At 45.1% G+C, this 17,329-nt stretch carries 13 protein-coding genes and 4 tRNA genes; 8 read left to right on the top strand and 9 right to left on the bottom strand.

Features of this window, described 5'->3' with window-relative positions; all coding sequences use genetic code 11:
• Positions 1 to 82: 82 nt before the first annotated feature.
• From tuf to E2R66_RS13940, 7 genes are all read right to left on the bottom strand, one after another.
• Positions 83 to 1,270, bottom strand: a complete 1,188-nt coding sequence (gene tuf, locus E2R66_RS13970; protein WP_133231743.1) for an elongation factor Tu — start codon at positions 1,268 to 1,270, stop codon at positions 83 to 85.
• A 65-nt stretch (positions 1,271 to 1,335) separates the two neighbouring features.
• Positions 1,336 to 1,407, bottom strand: a tRNA-Thr gene (locus tag E2R66_RS13965).
• An 85-nt stretch (positions 1,408 to 1,492) separates the two neighbouring features.
• A tRNA-Gly gene (locus tag E2R66_RS13960) sits at positions 1,493 to 1,568 on the bottom strand.
• Positions 1,569 to 1,702: 134 nt separating this feature from the next.
• Positions 1,703 to 1,783, bottom strand: a tRNA-Tyr gene (locus tag E2R66_RS13955).
• Between the two features lie 63 nt (positions 1,784 to 1,846).
• Positions 1,847 to 1,919, bottom strand: a tRNA-Thr gene (locus E2R66_RS13950).
• 432 nt (positions 1,920 to 2,351) lie between these two features.
• Positions 2,352 to 4,037, bottom strand: a complete 1,686-nt coding sequence (locus E2R66_RS13945; RefSeq protein WP_133231741.1) for a hypothetical protein — start codon at positions 4,035 to 4,037, stop codon at positions 2,352 to 2,354.
• A gap of 85 nt (positions 4,038 to 4,122) precedes the next feature.
• Entirely contained in the window at positions 4,123 to 4,380 is a 258-nt protein-coding gene (locus tag E2R66_RS13940) for a DUF6886 family protein (protein ID WP_133231739.1), read from the bottom strand.
• A gap of 113 nt (positions 4,381 to 4,493) precedes the next feature.
• Here E2R66_RS13940 and E2R66_RS13935 point away from each other — a divergent pair, with 113 nt between their 5' ends.
• On the top strand, positions 4,494 to 6,230 hold the full coding sequence (locus E2R66_RS13935) for a thiamine pyrophosphate-dependent enzyme (RefSeq protein WP_133231737.1): 1,737 nt from the start codon (positions 4,494 to 4,496) through the stop codon (positions 6,228 to 6,230).
• A gap of 7 nt (positions 6,231 to 6,237) precedes the next feature.
• Positions 6,238 to 6,903: a phosphatase PAP2 family protein gene (locus tag E2R66_RS13930; RefSeq protein WP_133231735.1), complete on the top strand. Its 666-nt coding sequence runs from the start codon at positions 6,238 to 6,240 to the stop codon at positions 6,901 to 6,903.
• A gap of 155 nt (positions 6,904 to 7,058) precedes the next feature.
• Here the strand turns inward: E2R66_RS13930 and trxA are convergent, their stop codons facing one another.
• A complete protein-coding gene (gene trxA / locus E2R66_RS13925; protein WP_133231733.1) occupies positions 7,059 to 7,358 on the bottom strand; it encodes a thioredoxin in 300 nt (99 codons plus the stop codon).
• Between the two features lie 333 nt (positions 7,359 to 7,691).
• Between trxA and ispG the strand changes: the two genes are divergently transcribed.
• Positions 7,692 to 9,725 carry a (E)-4-hydroxy-3-methylbut-2-enyl-diphosphate synthase gene (ispG, locus tag E2R66_RS13920; protein ID WP_133231731.1) on the top strand — a complete coding sequence of 678 codons (2,034 nt, stop codon included), beginning with the start codon at positions 7,692 to 7,694 and terminating at the stop codon, positions 9,723 to 9,725.
• A 215-nt stretch (positions 9,726 to 9,940) separates the two neighbouring features.
• On the opposite strand, the gene E2R66_RS13915 is transcribed toward ispG, so the two are convergent.
• Positions 9,941 to 10,252, bottom strand: a complete 312-nt coding sequence (locus E2R66_RS13915) for a hypothetical protein (RefSeq protein WP_133231729.1) — start codon at positions 10,250 to 10,252, stop codon at positions 9,941 to 9,943.
• A gap of 237 nt (positions 10,253 to 10,489) precedes the next feature.
• Between E2R66_RS13915 and E2R66_RS13910 the strand changes: the two genes are divergently transcribed.
• From E2R66_RS13910 to dnaK, 5 genes are all read left to right on the top strand, one after another.
• On the top strand, positions 10,490 to 11,614 hold the full coding sequence (locus tag E2R66_RS13910) for a sensor histidine kinase (RefSeq protein WP_133231727.1): 1,125 nt from the start codon (positions 10,490 to 10,492) through the stop codon (positions 11,612 to 11,614).
• Positions 11,611 to 12,330: a LytR/AlgR family response regulator transcription factor gene (locus E2R66_RS13905; RefSeq protein WP_133231725.1), complete on the top strand. Its 720-nt coding sequence runs from the start codon at positions 11,611 to 11,613 to the stop codon at positions 12,328 to 12,330. The genes E2R66_RS13910 and E2R66_RS13905 overlap by 4 nt, the downstream gene beginning before the upstream one ends.
• 330 nt (positions 12,331 to 12,660) lie before the next feature.
• Entirely contained in the window at positions 12,661 to 13,821 is a 1,161-nt protein-coding gene (locus E2R66_RS13900) for a helix-turn-helix domain-containing protein (protein WP_133231723.1), read from the top strand.
• Positions 13,822 to 14,010: 189 nt separating this feature from the next.
• Positions 14,011 to 15,090, top strand: a complete 1,080-nt coding sequence (locus E2R66_RS13895; protein WP_133231721.1) for a hypothetical protein — start codon at positions 14,011 to 14,013, stop codon at positions 15,088 to 15,090.
• A 226-nt stretch (positions 15,091 to 15,316) separates the two neighbouring features.
• On the top strand, positions 15,317 to 17,212 hold the full coding sequence (gene dnaK / locus E2R66_RS13890; protein ID WP_133231719.1) for a molecular chaperone DnaK: 1,896 nt from the start codon (positions 15,317 to 15,319) through the stop codon (positions 17,210 to 17,212).
• Positions 17,213 to 17,329: the final 117 nt, after the last annotated feature.

The following is a 17,329-nucleotide window of genomic DNA, read 5'->3' as shown; positions in this document are numbered from 1 at the left end:
ATTGTGAATAAAGTACCGAAGCGAAAGCTCCGGTACTTTACACAAAAATTAACCGTTTTGCTACCCATTTAAGGGTAAGAAATTATTTTAAAATTTCAGTTACCTGGCCGGCACCTACTGTTCTGCCACCTTCACGGATAGCGAAACGTAAGCCTTTTTCCATTGCGATTGCGTTGATCAACTTTACAGTGATGGTAACGTTATCGCCAGGCATAACCATTTCTACACCTTCTGCCAGGCTTATTTCGCCTGTTACGTCTGTTGTGCGGAAATAGAACTGAGGACGGTATTTGTTGAAGAAAGGCGTGTGACGGCCACCTTCAGCTTTTGATAATACGTAAACTTCTGCTTTGAAATCTGTGTGTGGTTTTACTGAACCTGGTTTGCAAATAACCATACCGCGACGGATATCGGTTTTCTCAATACCACGTAACAATAAACCTACGTTGTCACCAGCTTCGCCACGGTCAAGGATCTTGCGGAACATTTCCACACCTGTAACTGTAGATTTTAAGTTTTCGGCACCCATACCCAGGATGTCTACTTGCTCGCCAGAGTTGATAACACCACGCTCGATACGACCAGTTGCAACAGTACCACGACCAGTGATCGAGAATACGTCTTCAACAGGCATCAGGAACGGAAGGTCTGTCAAACGCGGAGGGATAGGGATGTAGCTATCTACAGCATCCATCAACTCCATAATTTTGCCAACCCATTGTGGATCGCCATTCAAGCCACCTAAGGCAGAGCCTTGGATAACCGGGATATCATCACCTGGGAAATCGTAGAACGATAAAAGTTCGCGGATTTCCATTTCTACTAATTCTAACAATTCTGGATCATCAACCATATCCACTTTGTTCATGAATACAACCAATGAAGGTACACCTACCTGGCGAGCCAACAGGATGTGCTCACGAGTTTGTGGCATAGGACCATCAGTAGCAGCTACAACAATGATTGCACCGTCCATCTGAGCAGCACCTGTAACCATGTTTTTCACATAATCCGCGTGACCTGGGCAGTCAACGTGAGCGTAGTGACGGTTTGCAGTTGAGTACTCAACGTGCGCAGTGTTGATTGTTATACCACGCTCTTTTTCTTCAGGAGCTGAGTCAATTGAATCAAATGAACGAGCTTCTGATAAACCTGCATCAGCTAATACTTTAGTGATAGCTGCAGTAAGGGTTGTTTTGCCGTGGTCAACGTGACCGATAGTACCGATGTTTAAGTGCGGTTTACTGCGGTCAAATTTTTCTTTTGCCATGATTTATATTTGTTTGTAGGTTAATTTATACTTTAAAACGTATTATACTTATTATTAATATAATGAGCCAACAATGGGATTTGAACCCATGACCTCTTCCTTACCAAGGAAGTGCTCTACCCCTGAGCTACGTCGGCTTATGTTCAGTTTGCAGTTATCAGTTGCCAGTTTGCAGTAGATATAGCTTTTGCCAACTGCTAACCGCCAACTGCCCACTTATTTTGGAGCGGAAGACGAGGTTCGAACTCGCGACCTATAGCTTGGAAGGCTATCGCTCTACCAACTGAGCTACTTCCGCAATTTCAGTTTGCAGTTCCGGGTTTACAGTTGGCAAACCCGAAAACGCATTCTAAAAACTTTTTATTAAGTAAGCAGTTTACTATTCCGGCGTGCTACTGCAAACTGAGAACTGCAAACTGCCTACTCAAAAAGTGGGGGGAGAAGGATTCGAACCTTCGTAGCCGAAGCAGCGGATTTACAGTCCGCCCCATTTGACCGCTCTGGTATCCCCCCATTGTTGATTTCGGATCTGCCATGCTCAATTGGAAGCTAAGCATCACATCTCCGAAATAACAGAGCCTCCTATCGGGATCGAACCAATGACCTACTGATTACAAGTCAGTCGCTCTACCAGCTGAGCTAAGGAGGCTTAATTGTTACCAATTTGCAGTACTCACATTTAGCTTTCCCAAAATCGGCGGCAATTAATATTGCGCTATTTTTTTATTTTAAAGAACCTTTCCGTTTGCGGCGGGGATGTTAATGACCTCTCTGAAACGGATTGCAAATCTACAAAAATTTAGAGCCGTGCAAAATTATTTTTCAAAAAAAATAAAGGGGTGTTAAAGCAGCATAATCCGGTTGATTTTGTGCTGAAAACAGGCCCTTACGCCCGGTGTACAGGTGCGCAGGGGTATCTTTATCACTGTCAAAACGTTAAGTTTTGCGCCAGGGCGGGCCTTGAAGATTGGATGGGAATTGTTTTTGGGGTGTAAACGGCAAACACAACCGGGCATTTGCGGGGAAGAAAGCTATTCATAGTTATGCCCGATAATGGTGTGGTAATACAAGCGGCCACCGTTTAAGTAAATAATTGCTTCTTTACATAGGCAAGCAAGTTGTTTAATTTATTGCTATACCTGTTCTTTTCTTGTTCTTTAATTAATAGCATTAGATAATCAGTACTGAAATATTTTTTGGCAAGCTCAAATAATTGGGGTACAAAATCTTCGGCCTCTTTTTGTCGCATCTCGCTATAAAACCAGCTGTCGTCAGATTTTCGTACTAAGGCGTTTAATAGCTTCGCTTTATCTGCGGCAACCATTGGCTCAAAATACTGCAATATTAATCGGTACGGTGTTTTCGACTCAATGTAGTCTATCATTTTTTTATAGTTCCCCTCATGCTCCATCAATTTAAAACAAAATTCTAATGCACGGGTGTCGGGGCCGTGAGAAGTATTCCTTGCTTTTGTTAAAACTTTGGTGCGCCATTTTTTTTGCTCATCGGGTTGTAAGCGGGCTAAAATAAAAAGGTAGTCATCGAAATTAAAATCATAAGGAAAAAGCTGTGTTAATACATTAGCCAAATTGGCTTCGTCGGTACTGGCGGTATAAATTTGTTTCAGCAGCTTAAAATAAGCTACGTTGTATTCGTCGCGATAATTGGCTTTTATTTGTTGATTGCAATATTTTTCGGCAAGCTCTGTATGGTTATTCTCAATTAAAAGGGCAATTAGTTTTTCGTTAAACCCGTTTTCGAAATGTATTGGTTTAAACATATCATAATATACGGGGAAAAGGTTATTATCGTTAACAAGGCCGAAAATAACCTTAGTGTAATGGTCGCCGTTTAACAACGCATCGGGTTTAACTTTTTTATACTGGCCAGCAAGTGCGGCAATTAGCTTACCCCTTTTTTCGGTGCCGGCGGCGTTTATAATGGCTTGAAGGTGCAGCAGGTAGTACATCCTTACTTCATTTTTCCCTTCAAAAAGATTATTGATAAAAAAACCGGTAGCACGGTACCAGGCCTCATCGTTCTGCAAATTGTTTATCGGCGTTTCCGAATCTTTTAAAATCGCCTCCAAATACTTTGTTATCCTAACGCTGGTGGTATTAATGCCAAACTGAAACTGGTAGCAACACTGCAGCATGGTATGCAGGTTTTTAAAGGCATTCTCATCCATTACGCCCAGGTAATAATGGTCAACTATCGGCTTAAGCACTTCCGCCCACAGTTCCACTAATTTTTTCACCTGTGAGGCATCTACGTTCTTTTTGTTGCAACCTGCCGCCTTTACAGCATTACTAACAAGCTTTACAACATCTTCGGGCTCGTACTCCTTGTTTTTGGCCGAAAAGTATTGAACAAAAGCCAACTCAATATCCTTGTTTTTGCGGATGATGCCGGTTACCCATTCTTTCAGCATGGCAAATTCAACACCATTCATCAAAGTTTCCGTGGCACTTTCTTTCTTCTTTAATTTTAGGGCACTTTTTGGCTTTCGGTCTTTAACAATATGGTTAAGCAGCGCTATTTTGTGCCTGCAATAAGCAATCTTGGTGCCGCAGTCGCAATCGCTTTTGCCAATTTCGTTACCGGGCAACATCGTTATTGATACATCAAAACTGTTATTGCCTTCATCAACATAAGCAACAAACTGCCCTGCTTCGGTTTCATCACATTCCCTTACCGTATTTTTTTCGGCCAGCTGTAATAGTTCTTTGGGTAGTTCTTTCGTATAATTTTTAAACGTTAACGCCATAAAGTTTTACTACTGTTTTAAACCACTAAATTAGTTAACGCATTGCTTGCAGAAAAGCAAGTAAGGCAAATAAGGCAAATCCGCTTCAAAACGGAGTTATTACAAGTGTGGCTTTTGATGGGCCGATAAACCTGCACCTATCCGCCTGCGTGGTTTGTTCGCCTGCATAAAAAGTAACCGGTTGGCAATTGCGCGGCAGCAAGTAGTTAAGCAATAGTTTATCGCTAATTGCAAAAACCACATCGCCGGTAATTGCCTCGAGATATGAGGCCGGTGGCCGCAGCGCAAATAATTTGGCGCCTGCTTCTTCGCTCACATGATATAAATTGTTGGTCTGTTGCATTTGAATAATTATACCTGGACTAAGATATAGGCAAATTCCAAATAATATCCACCCAATTAACAAATTTTAAAACCCGCGCCGCTGTATCCGGTTACCTACTAAAACAACACAACATGGCAAACGTAGCAGATCAACTGGTAGCAATGCTGGTAAACGCAGGCATTAAAAGGATATACGCCGTTACCGGCGATAGCCTAAACGAAGTGAACGATGCCGTAAGGCGCGAAGGCAGCATACAATGGGTGCACGTACGGCACGAGGAAGCCGGCGCTTATGCCGCAGGGGCCGAAGCGCAACTCACTGGCAACCTGGCTTGCTGCGCCGGGAGCAGCGGCCCCGGCCACGTGCATTTGATCAATGGCTTGTACGATGCACACCGTTCGGGCGCGCCGGTTATAGCCATCGCATCAACCATACCGAGTTTTGAGTATGGCACCCAATACTTCCAGGAAACCAATACCATAAAACTATTCGACGATTGCAGCCATTACAACCAGGTAGCCGCCACGCCAAAGCAGTTCCCCCGTATGTTGCAGGCCGGCATACAGGCGGCATTGCATCGTAAGGGTGTTTCGGTAATTGGTTTGCCCGGCGATTTAACCAGTATGGATGCGGAAGAAATCACCACTGCTACGGTTAGTTTCAATCCTAAACCTGTTATCCGTCCATCGGATGAGGACCTGGCTGAATTAGCCGCGTTGATTGGAGAGCATAAAAAAACCGTCATTTTTTGCGGCATAGGCGCAACCGAAGCGCATGATGAAGTGGTGCAACTTTCGCAAATGCTGAATGCGCCGGTGGCTTATTCGTTCCGCGCCAAAATGGGCATTCAGTACGGCAACACCAACGAAGTAGGCATGACGGGCCTGCTGGGTTCACCATCCGCCTATCATAGCATGCACGAGGCCGATTTATTGCTATTGTTAGGAACAGATTTTCCCTACACGCCATTTATGCCTACCGATTGCAAGATAGTGCAGGTAGATATCAGGCCCGAGCAAATAGGCCGCCGCGCCAAGGTAGACATTGGACTCTGCGGCGACGTGAAAGATACCCTTACCGCGCTGATGCCCCTCATTACCCAAAATACCGACGATAGCTTTCTGAAGGCACAGCTCGATTTTTACGCCGGGGTAAAAAAGAATATGATGACCTATGTGGAAGATACCGGGAAAAATGAGAAAATACATCCAGAGTACATTGCAGGGTTACTTGACGAATTAGCCACAGATGATGCTATATTTACCGCAGATACCGGCATGTGTTGCGTTTGGGGCTCCCGTTATATCAACGCTACCGGCAAACGCAAGATGATCGGTTCGTTCAACCACGGCTCTATGGCTAATGCCATGCCGCAAGCCATTGGGGCAGCGCTGGCATGCCCGGGCAGGCAGGTAATAGCGCTTTGCGGCGATGGCGGCCTTTCTATGTTGCTGGGCGATCTGGCGACCATTGCACAATACAACCTGCCGGTGAAGCTTATCGTGTTCAACAACCGCTCCTTAGGTATGGTGAAGCTGGAGATGGAAGTAGCCGGCCTGCCTGATTGGCAAACCGAAATGCACAACCCCGATTTTGCCATGGTGGCCCAGGCAATGGGCATCAGGGGTGTTACAGTTAAAGAACCGGAAGAGGCTAAAGAGGCAATCCGCGAGGCGTTAATGTTTGATGGGCCGGTGCTGGTAAACATATTTACAGACCCCAATGCCTTGGCCATGCCGCCAAAAATTGAATTTAGCCAGGTGAAAGGGATGGCATTATCTATGACGAAGCTTATGCTTAATGGCCGGATGGATGAAGTACTTGACACCGTGAAAGCGAATTATAAACATTTAAAAGATTTGATATAAATTATAGATGAACAAACGCAGGCAACACATCTTATTTTTGGTATTGGCTATCATCAGCATCGGCTTTATCGCGCTTACCATTTTGGTGATGTTGCACCCTACCTCGTTCATCGATATCGAATTCTCGGAGGAGATTCAGGAACATCAGAATAAATTCCTGGATACGGCGATGTATCTCATCAGTTGCCCCGGCTTTATGCCCGAATCGCCCATCATGATTGTTTGTACTAGCCTGCTGCTTTTTATTTTTAGATATAAAAAGGCCGCGGTATATATATTGTTCACCATGATAGCCGGCCTGGTAAGCACCATTGCAAAAGTACTAATAAACCGCCCCCGCCCTACCGATGATCTGGTGCGGGTAGTACTTAAAACCACACAGCAGAGCTTCCCCAGCGGGCATGTGCTTTTCTATGTGGTATTCTTCGGCTTCGTTGTTGTGTTGATGTATCAGCTAGAAGGCATTGCCAAATGGGCAAGGGTATTGGTAGCATCAATCAGCCTTTTTATGATATTTGCAATACCCTTCTCGCGTATTTATTTAGGCGCACATTGGTTTACAGATGTTGCTGGTGGCTTCCTGCTCGGCCTGTTATGCCTCTACCTGCTATCCTGGTTGTACCTGCGCACACCGGCAAAACGCGACGAGGCACCTGTGGCAGAGCAGCAATAATTTCCACGTATCCTGCTTTTTGTTTCGGCAATAATAATTGTATCTTCAAGGATCAAACCCTGGCAATTTATCTGAAACAGAATTTACAGGATTTGACAATAATTCTTTCGAACCGGGTCTTCCTTTTTAACTTTTCCAACCCTTCCAACCTCACCTCACTTAATAAATTGCTGTATTACCTGCTGCAATTGGCTAGCGGGTATTACGCCGCTTTGGCGCCATTTACTTTCGCCGTTCTGGAAAACCATTAGTGTTGGTACGCTTTGCACATGGTAGGCGTTGGCCGCCGAGGGGTTTTTATCGATATCTATCTTCAGGATGGTAACTTTATCGCCCAGGGCATCTTTTACCTGTTTTAAGATAGGTGGCATCATTTTACAGGGGCCACACCACTCGGCGCTAAAATCAATCAATACCGGTATTTCTGATGCAATGATGTCTTTGAAGTTCGCCATGGCGTTTTCTTTTTATGCAATATTAACGGATGAGTTGGTAAAACGTTTCGAAAATATTGCTGTTTGCTGTATATTTTACTCCCCACTGAAAAATACCGACTATCGGACAGCCTTAATTAGCCCTTTAAGCTCGTCTACCAACTTTTCTTACCTTTTCCAACCTTTCTAACCTTTTCTAACCTTTTCTAACTTTTCCACCTTTTCTAACTATCGCCAACTTTTCTAACCTTTTTAACTTTTCCAACTATCGCCAACTTTTCTAACTATTCTCAACCTTTCTAACTATGACCAACTTTATCCTTAAATTTGCGACTTATTAATACCAACCTGCAAATGAATGCTGACGCTGTAAAAATGCTGCAAGGCCGTTACTGTAATTCGTTAACCGACTACTCACGTTTTGTTACCCGCGAGGTTTTCATCGGCGATGTGCCGATGGGCGGCAGCAACCCTATCCGCATCCAAAGCATGACTACTACCGATACGATGGACACGCTTGGTACCGTGGAGCAAACTATCCGCATGGTTGATGCCGGCTGCGAATACGTACGTATTACTGCGCCCAGCATCAAGGAAGCCAACAATCTTGCCGAAATAAAGAAGCAATTGCGCCAGCGCGGTTATACCGTACCGCTGGTTGCCGATATACATTTTACGCCCAACGCTGCCGAAGTGGCCGCCCGTATTGTAGAAAAAGTACGCGTAAACCCCGGCAATTACGCTGATAAAAAGAAATTCGATCAGATAGATTATACTGATGCGCAATACAGGGGCGAACTGGAGCGTATCTTTCAGAAGTTTACGCCGCTGGTGAACATCTGCAAGGAATACGGTACCGCCATGCGCATCGGCACCAACCACGGCTCGCTGAGCGACCGTATCATGAGCCGCTACGGCGATACCCCGCAGGGCATGGTAGAGAGTGCTATGGAGTTCATCCGCATGTGCGAAACATTGGGTTATTACAGCCTGGTGGTATCTATGAAGAGTAGCAACCCGCAGGTAATGGTACAAGCCTACCGCCTGCTGGTACAAACCATGGTAGCCGAAGGTATGAACTATCCCCTGCACCTGGGCGTAACCGAAGCCGGCGACGGCGAAGACGGCCGCATTAAATCCGCAGTAGGTATTGGTACGTTGCTAGAGGATGGCCTTGGGGATACCGTACGCGTATCCCTCACCGAAGAACCAGAAGCCGAAGCACCGGTGGCCATTGCGTTGGTAAACAGATATTTGAAAAGGACTCAAGAATCAAGAATCAAGAATCAAGAGACCGAATCAAATATCTCATCCCCTTTGGAGAGCGCCGGGGTGAACCTACACAATCCCTACGAATACAAAAAACGCGATACCTACGAGGCCAATGCCTTTATAGGCGGGCACATGGTACCAAGGGTGGTGGTAGATCTTTCGCAAGCGAACCTGAAAGACGCGGCTGTGATGAATGCAGCAGGCTACCTATACTCGCCGCTATTGGATAAATACAACATGGCCGAGCAATCGGTAGATTTTGTGTATTTGGGCGATAGCTTGCCATCTTTCAATCTGCCCGGTAACCTTAAGCAGCTTTACAACTACGCCACCTGGCTAAAACTGACCGATAAAACACTTTGCCACCCTTTATTTACTTTACAGGAATTTATTGCCGATGATGCCAACCGCACATCTGCTTTAAACCTGGTAAGAATTACCCATGCCGACTTAGATTTGGAAGCTTTTGGTTTATTGCCGATGGATAAAAGCCTGGTATTCGTTCTCGAAACCAATCAACTCCATGGCATGGCCGACCAGCGTGCGTTCTTCCTGAAACTGGAAGGGTTTGGTTTGGATGTGCCGGTAATTGTAAAGAGAAGCTACGAATTTGAGAGACAAGAATCAAGAGACAAGAATCAAGAAGAAATACCTTTAACTACAAATTTGCAATTATACGCTGCTACCGACCTCGGCGCTTTATTGGTTGACGGTTTTGGCGATGGTATTTGGATTGATGCGCCGCAGGTAGAAACCTCGGTGATTACCTCAACCGCCTTCGGCATATTGCAGGCCACGCGCTCGCGCATATCTAAAACGGAATATATCAGTTGCCCAAGCTGCGGGCGCACCTTGTTCGATTTGATGGTAACCACCCAGATGATCCGCAGCCGTACCAGTCACCTTAAAGGACTTAAAATTGGCATTATGGGCTGCATCGTAAACGGCCCCGGCGAAATGGCCGATGCCGATTATGGTTATGTAGGCTCGGGTACGGATAAGGTTACCCTTTACCGCGGCAAGGAGGCCGTGAAGAAAAATATCAGTTCGGCCAATGCCCTGGACGAACTGATAGGCATTATCCAGGGCGATGGCAACTGGATAGAGCCGGCGTAAAGAATTTCACAATCTAGTCCCCATGTCGTTTCGAACCAAGCGATAGCGAGGGAGAAATCTTGTTAGATAAGCAATTCAGATATGCAAGGTGGCCAACTTTGCGTTAACAACAAGATTTCTCCCTCGTTCCTCGGTTCGAAATGACAAATTTTTTTCTCCTTTAAAAAAGAACAGGGCGAGCCTCGCGCCCGCCCATGCACTTAACGTTAAAAAAACTATCTTTCTAAATTGAAGGCGGTAGTCACTAACTTATTGCCTTCAATCGCCTGCTTTTGCCGGTATAAACTTTCGCAGATATCGTTCAGCATCATCTGCACTCGTTTGCGCTTTACGTTTACCGGTCTGGTTACGGTTTCTTCATAAACCAGTTTGGCATCGTCGTTATAAAACCGAATGGTTTGCACCTTTGAGTTATGCTTGTTGCTTTCGGCCACCCAATAGCCGTGGGTTAAATTTTTGGTTTGCTGTGCCTGACTGTATATAGTGCTTAGGGCTACGATGATTGCGGTTATGATAAATTTTTTCATGGTTGTTATTTTAAATAATGATGCTAAAGTATTCCGCGCGTTTTTTAATCGAAAGCATCGCAGTTATACAGCAAAAAGCCGATGCCCGGCAGTAACTATTGGCCAACAAAATGCGTCTGTAGGTAAAAACGGACGATTATTGAGGTTTAGCTGTCGTTAGTCTGCGAAACGCTGTTGTTTGTCGACGTTGGTAACCGCCTTATTATCTTTTCCTTATAATCGCTTTATTTTTACAGCATGAACGCGTTTGCAGGAATCAATTCTATTAAAATACCCCGGGTATGGCAGCACATCCTGTTCTGGATAACAGCATCGGCCTTTATCACCAGTATTTATGCCGTGCAAACCGACTACGTGCTATCTTTCCGTAACAACCTGTTTTATATGCCGGTACAGATAGCCTACTATTATGCACTTGCCTACTGGCTATTGCCACGTTATCTTTTTGTGGGCAAATACCTGCTGTTTTTTTTGATGACCGTACCGCTGGTACTACTGTCTACGCTTGTAAGCCGTGGCATCGGGCTAACATTCGTCATCCCTTACATGATAAAACAGCATTACGCTACCGACCCTGATTACATTAGGGAAAACTCTCGCCCCTTCTTCACTATGCTGTTTGATTTCCCGCTGTACATCAATGCCTTTAAGGGTACCAATCTTATCATTGGCTTTGTACTTGCTATTAAGTTTTTTAAGATGTGGTACGAGCGTAAGCAATCGGCGCTGGTAGCCGAACTAAGCGCATTGAAAGCCCAGGTACATCCGCACTTTTTATTCAATACACTTAATAATTTGTATGCGCTTAGTTTGAGCCAGTCGCCCAAATCGCCACAGGTGATATTGGGCCTGTCGGATTTGCTTCGCTATATGCTTTACGAATGCAATACCGGCGAGGTACCGCTGGAAAAAGAAGTGTTTATGATGCAGCAATATGTAAAACTGGAAAAGCTGCGCTACGAGGACCGCATCGACCTGTCGTTCAATATAACCGGCAACCTCAGGAATAAAATGATAGCCCCGCTCCTGATGCTGCCCTTTATAGAAAATGCCTTTAAACATGGCGCAAGCGAAACCATGGGGCAGGTGTGGATTACCATTGATATTGCTGTTAAGGGCGAAAGCCTTAAACTAAAGGTTGCCAACAATAACCCCGAGAAGCAGCAAGCGACACCTGGCGAAGCACATGGCCTTGGGCTTAAGAACGTTGCCAAAAGGCTGGCGCTGCTATACCCCGGCACATCAAACCTCAAAATAATAGACGAAGACGACACCTTTTTAATCGTGCTGGATCTCGATCTGAAAGTAGTGCCCCAGCCGGCTGCCGAACCCCAGCCTTTAAATGAATTGGCTACCGCATGAAAACACGCGTACTCATAGTTGACGACGAGCCGCACGCCATTGAGGTGATTGAGAAATACCTGGCCATGTTTAGCCAGATGGAACTTGTGGGCAAATGCACGGATGCCATACAGGCCTTCCAATTGCTGCAGCAAAAACAGGTAGACCTGATGTTCCTGGATATAAAAATGCCGGGCATAAACGGCACCGACCTCCTGCGCAGCCTTAACAACCCGCCGAAAGTAATATTTACCACGGCCTACAGCGAATTCGCGCTGGAGGGCTTTGATTTAAACGCAGTTGATTACTTGCTGAAACCCATCCCGTTCGACAGATTCTTACGCGCCGTAGGCAAGCTGTACCAGCAACCCGATAGCCAAAGCAAACCCCTGCTTAGTTATGAAACACCCGTTAGCGACCGCGAAGCTTTTATTTACCTGAAAGTTGACCGCAAGACCATCAAGATCAATATCAACGATATTTTGTGGATTGAGAGCCTGCGCGATTATGTGAAAGTGGTGGTGAAAGAGCAGGTGTACATCAGCAAGCAAAAGATAAGCCTGCTGGAAGAAATGCTGCCCGAAAGCAAATTCGTACGCATACACCGCTCGTTCATCGTAGCCATCAATAAGATAGCTTCCTTTTATTCTTACAGTATCGACATCAACGGCCACGAACTGCCAATAGGCAGGAATTACAAGAAGGATGTGCAGAAGAAATTGAAGCAGGCTATTTGATTTACTGAGCGATTTTTTAACCACTGAGCGCACAGAGATTTATACAGAGAGCCACAGAGGAGAAAGAAAAGTTGAGCCACACTTAAAAAAACCTCTGTGTAACTCTTTTTTCCTCCTTGTAACGCTGTGGTTAAATTAGCCACCTACCCTCATCGGTAAAGTTTAAATATCACAAACTCATTCCGCGTACCCATTTGGGTAAACCCGGCTTTCTATATTATCAATTACAGTGGCAATTTGTCGTGTCCAATAAAAATAGTGGTTAAAAAATATCTACTTCTCCATTTTCAAATCTTCAAATATCTCATTTTCAAATTGTAATTTTAAAGTATGAGCGCCGAGCTAATTTTACACATCATCACCTGCAACTGCTTTTTCCTGATGGCTTTTGTAGCCTGGTTCAATCCACACAAGGTAAACGTGGTGGCCAACCGTTGGCTGGGTTTGTTTTTTGCCGCGGTGGGGTGCATGGTTTGCAACGTGGTGCTTTATGACGCAGGTTTGGATGCGGCATATCCCCGCATCATCGGCTTTAATGAGCTTTCCCGCTTTGCGCTGGCACCGGCCTTGTACCTCAGTATTGCGCAGTTCACCACCCCTGGCAGCAAGTTTAAGGCAAGCGATTATTTGCACTTTATCCCCTTCACCATTTTCTTTTTGTATATGGTGCCCTTTCTGTATTTCCCGGATTACCAATTGATAGGCGGGCACTTCAATTTGCCGCCAAAGCTGAATTTCGCAATTGGCTTCTTAGTGCGCTGGTCTATAAATGTGCAGTTGCTGGTGTATTGGGTACTGGCATTCAATACACTGCGGAAGCATCAAAAACACTTGTTGCTTATCGCATCCGATACTGTCCCTGTAAACCTTGCCTGGCTCAAATACCTGCTGATGAGCGTTGGTGGTATGCTCGTATTGTTTTTTGCGTCCATTTTCTTCGGCATACACTTATCGCCGGTTGTTATTGCTACCGGTTACCTGCTTGGCACCCTTACCATATTTTATCATTCGCTGGCGCAGAAGGAAATCTTCCCTTTCGAGGTATCGGAATTAACGGCTATTAATGAAGTAATTATTGCAGATGACAACCAGGTAAAACCCATAAAACAACGCCTTAGCGATGAGCAAGCTCAACATATGCGTATCAAACTCGAAAGCCTGATGACGGCAGAAAAACTTCACCTCGATAACGAACTCAGCCTGCCCCAATTAGCTGATGCCATCGGCGCATCCGTACACGACCTTTCTTTTCTGCTGAACGAGAAAATTGGCCTCAACTTCTTCCAGTTTGTGAATGCTTACCGGGTGGAAGAGGCCAAACAGATTATGCTGTCAGATAAATATAAGCACCTCAATATTCTCGGTATTGCCTATAGTGCCGGGTTCAGTTCTAAAACTACGTTCAATACCGTGTTTAAAACGCAGACAGGCATGTCGCCCAGTGCGTTTATGAAGCAGCATAAAAGCATAAACCCTTCCTTGCAATCTTAAGCGTAGAGACGCAATACCTTGCGTCTCAGATTTGTAATTCCGGATTTGCATTGTGGATTTGCATGCGGGAGACGCAAAATATTGCGTCTCTACGTGGATTTTTATTACAAACATGTTCCGTTGGATAATTCCGAACGACGCGTATTGCCCATTCGCCTAACATTGTGCCAATCAATTACACAATGTATTATGGAACGTAAACCTTTCTCCCCACTTGCCCTTGCGGCTTTTATTGCTGCCTTTTTAGGCTTTATGGTTTTTGCCCGCGCTATCCGTGTTGCCCTTGGCGAAAATATCCCGCCGGTATTGCTTTATGGTATAACGGCAGGGTACTTCCTCACCGTTTGTATTTTAATATTTGTTTGGAAAAGCCAAGCCGCCAAAGGCACTATCGATGTTATCAATTACACTGCTTTTTGGCAAAACGCGGTGCGCTATACGCTCGCGCTGGACATGGTGATGTTTGGCGGACAGAAATTTTGCCACCTGCAATTTTACGTCCCCCTCGGCATGCTTGATGACCCATTTACCGCCATCCCCAATGAAATGCTGATGTGGGCCTTTATGGGGCGATATCACTCTATGGTGGATATTATAGCCTCTATCGAAATCCTGGGTGGCGTGCTTTTGCTCTTCCGCAAAACCAGGCTGGTAGGTGCATTTGTGCTGCTGCCCATGTTGCTAAATATTATGCTGCTTGATTTTTATTACCTCAACCTACTCGTACAGGTATATGTGGTTATCGAGGTGCTTGTGGTGATATACCTCATCCTGTTGGAGTACCGCCGTTTGGTAAAGTTTTTCCTTATCGACAAAGGCAGTTCGCCCTTGTACAATTTCCGCAACAAAGGGTTTGGCTATGCAGTAAAAGCATCGGTAATCATTATACCCGCAATTGCCCTGGGTATGCACAAATACCCAAGCAACTACACCGAAATAATGGGTAAATACGAAGTGAAGCGTGCCTTCATCAACAACGTCGACCAAAGCAAGGCCCCCTGCCGCGACAGTGTGCTCACCAACATATTTATCGACCATTTCGACCTTGTTTTGGGCTACCCCGATTACCGCAACAAAGTAATTGGCAGGTACAATTACAACCCCGAAACCAAACAAATTACCGTAAAATTCCAATACCCGGCTACGATGAAAGATTCGCTTACCGCCGCCATTACGCCAGGCAATGGTGAAATGAAAACACTGGCTGGGAAAATAGGTGGTAAGACATTCAAGGTGGAGATGGTGAGGGTAGCGCCGGTGAATAATTGATGTCAGAGCTTAGAGATTGAAGATTAGAGGTTAGGCAGCAAAACTAACCTCTAATCTCTAACCTTTGGTATCTAAACCTCTGCCAACCTGTCACCACAAAGTAAGGCCTTATGCCGCCCTGTAAGTATTCTGCCAATTACCGACAATTTTTTCTGCCATTTAAGTATTGGCACAACCATTGTTAAATAGCATCGGTAAGCAATACTTAATAAAAAAATCAATCAACATGTCTAAAATAATTGGAATCGACTTAGGAACAACAAACTCCTGCGTTGCTGTAATGGAAGGCAACGAGCCTGTTGTTATAGCCAATAGCGAGGGTAAACGTACTACGCCGTCTGTAGTAGCTTTTGTAAACGATGGCGAACGTAAAGTTGGCGATCCGGCAAAACGCCAGGCTATCACCAACCCAACAAAAACTATTTCTTCTATCAAACGCTTCATGGGCAACCAGTTTAACGAGGTTACCAAAGAAGCCGAGCGTATGCCATACAATGTGGTTAAAGGTGATAACAACACCCCACGTGTAGAAATTGGCGACCGTAAATACACGCCACAAGAGTTATCTGCCATGATTCTTCAGAAAATGAAGAAAACTGCAGAAGATTTCTTAGGCCACGAAGTTACCGAAGCGGTTATTACCGTTCCGGCTTATTTTAACGATGCACAGCGCCAGGCAACCAAAGAAGCCGGTGAAATTGCTGGTTTAAAAGTTCGCCGTATTATTAACGAACCTACTGCTGCTGCCCTTGCCTACGGTTTGGACAAAGCACACAAGGATATGAAAATTGCCGTATTCGATTGCGGTGGTGGTACACATGACGTTTCTATCCTGGAATTGGGTGATGGCGTGTTCGAAGTAAAATCTACCGATGGTGATACACACTTAGGTGGTGATGACTTTGACCAGGTAATTATAGACTGGATGGCAGACGAATTCAAAAGCGACGAAGGTGTTGACCTGCGTAAAGACCCAATGGCTTTGCAACGCTTAAAAGAATCTGCTGAGAAAGCAAAAATCGAGTTATCAAGCTCAACTCAAACAGAAATCAACCTGCCATACATTACTGCAGGTGCCGAAGGCCCTAAGCACTTGGTTAAAACGTTAACCCGTGCAAAATTTGAGCAATTGGCAGATAGCCTGATCAAACGTACTATCGATCCTTGCCGTACTGCTTTGAAAAACGCAGGTTACAGCACTTCAGATATCGACGAAGTTATTTTGGTAGGTGGTTCTACACGTATCCCTGCTATACAGGATGCCGTGCAAAAATTCTTCGGCAAAGCGCCTTCAAAAGGTGTTAACCCGGATGAAGTTGTTGCTATTGGTGCTGCTATACAAGGTGGTGTATTAACCGGCGAGGTTAAAGATGTGTTGTTGTTAGATGTTACCCCATTATCATTGGGTATCGAAACTATGGGCGGTGTAATGACCAAACTGATCGAATCTAATACAACTATCCCAACCAAAAAATCGGAGACCTTCTCTACAGCAAGCGATAACCAGCCATCTGTTGAGATCCACATCTTACAGGGCGAGCGCCCAATGGCACAGGGTAACCGTACCATCGGCCGTTTCCACCTGGATGGTTTGCCACCTGCACCTCGTGGCGTACCACAGGTAGAAGTAACCTTCGATATTGATGCTAACGGTATATTGCATGTATCTGCAAAAGATAAAGCAACCGGTAAAGAGCAAAAGATCCGTATCGAAGCTTCTTCGGGCTTAACTGATGCCGAAATCAAAAAGATGAAAGATGAAGCAGAAGCAAATGCAGATTCTGACAAAAAGGCAAAAGAAGAGGTTGAAAAACTAAACGGTGCCGATGCTTTGATCTTCTCTACAGAAAAACAACTGAAAGAGTACGGCGATAAGATTCCTGCCGATAAAAAAGGCGCTATCGAAGCCGGCTTAGAGAAACTGAAAGCAGCTTATTCAGCTAAAGACCTTGTAGCTATTGAGCCAGCACAGGAAGAACTGAATGCAGCGTGGACAGCAGCCAGCGAAGATATGTACAAAGCATCTGCCGATGGTGGCCAACAGCCGCAAGGCGATGCCGGCCAGCCACAAGCTGAAAATGCCGATAACGTAACTGATGTTGATTTTGAAGAAGTGAAATAATTCACTTCGGATAAACATCCAAATAAAAACCCCGGTTGAGTAAAATCAATCGGGGTTTTGTTTTTGTATGCTATCGTCATGCTGAACTTGTTTCAGTACCCCACACGGCAGGTGGGC

This window comes from Mucilaginibacter psychrotolerans (assembly GCF_004519315.1).
GTDB lineage: Bacteria > Bacteroidota > Bacteroidia > Sphingobacteriales > Sphingobacteriaceae > Mucilaginibacter > Mucilaginibacter psychrotolerans.
This window is presented reverse-complemented; position numbering and strand designations above follow the sequence as displayed.

Bases quoted from the DNA above. Each gene is read 5' to 3' on its own strand.
- tuf (WP_133231743.1), bottom strand. From the start codon at position 1,270: ATGGCAAAAGAAAAATTTGACCGCAGTAAACCGCACTTAAACATCGGT.
- E2R66_RS13945 (WP_133231741.1), bottom strand. From the start codon at position 4,037: ATGGCGTTAACGTTTAAAAATTATACGAAAGAACTACCCAAAGAACTA.
- E2R66_RS13940 (WP_133231739.1), bottom strand. From the start codon at position 4,380: ATGCAACAGACCAACAATTTATATCATGTGAGCGAAGAAGCAGGCGCC.
- E2R66_RS13935 (WP_133231737.1), top strand. From the start codon at position 4,494: ATGGCAAACGTAGCAGATCAACTGGTAGCAATGCTGGTAAACGCAGGC.
- E2R66_RS13930 (WP_133231735.1), top strand. From the start codon at position 6,238: ATGAACAAACGCAGGCAACACATCTTATTTTTGGTATTGGCTATCATC.
- trxA (WP_133231733.1), bottom strand. From the start codon at position 7,358: ATGGCGAACTTCAAAGACATCATTGCATCAGAAATACCGGTATTGATT.
- ispG (WP_133231731.1), top strand. From the start codon at position 7,692: ATGAATGCTGACGCTGTAAAAATGCTGCAAGGCCGTTACTGTAATTCG.
- E2R66_RS13915 (WP_133231729.1), bottom strand. From the start codon at position 10,252: ATGAAAAAATTTATCATAACCGCAATCATCGTAGCCCTAAGCACTATA.
- E2R66_RS13910 (WP_133231727.1), top strand. From the start codon at position 10,490: ATGAACGCGTTTGCAGGAATCAATTCTATTAAAATACCCCGGGTATGG.
- E2R66_RS13905 (WP_133231725.1), top strand. From the start codon at position 11,611: ATGAAAACACGCGTACTCATAGTTGACGACGAGCCGCACGCCATTGAG.
- E2R66_RS13900 (WP_133231723.1), top strand. From the start codon at position 12,661: ATGAGCGCCGAGCTAATTTTACACATCATCACCTGCAACTGCTTTTTC.
- E2R66_RS13895 (WP_133231721.1), top strand. From the start codon at position 14,011: ATGGAACGTAAACCTTTCTCCCCACTTGCCCTTGCGGCTTTTATTGCT.
- dnaK (WP_133231719.1), top strand. From the start codon at position 15,317: ATGTCTAAAATAATTGGAATCGACTTAGGAACAACAAACTCCTGCGTT.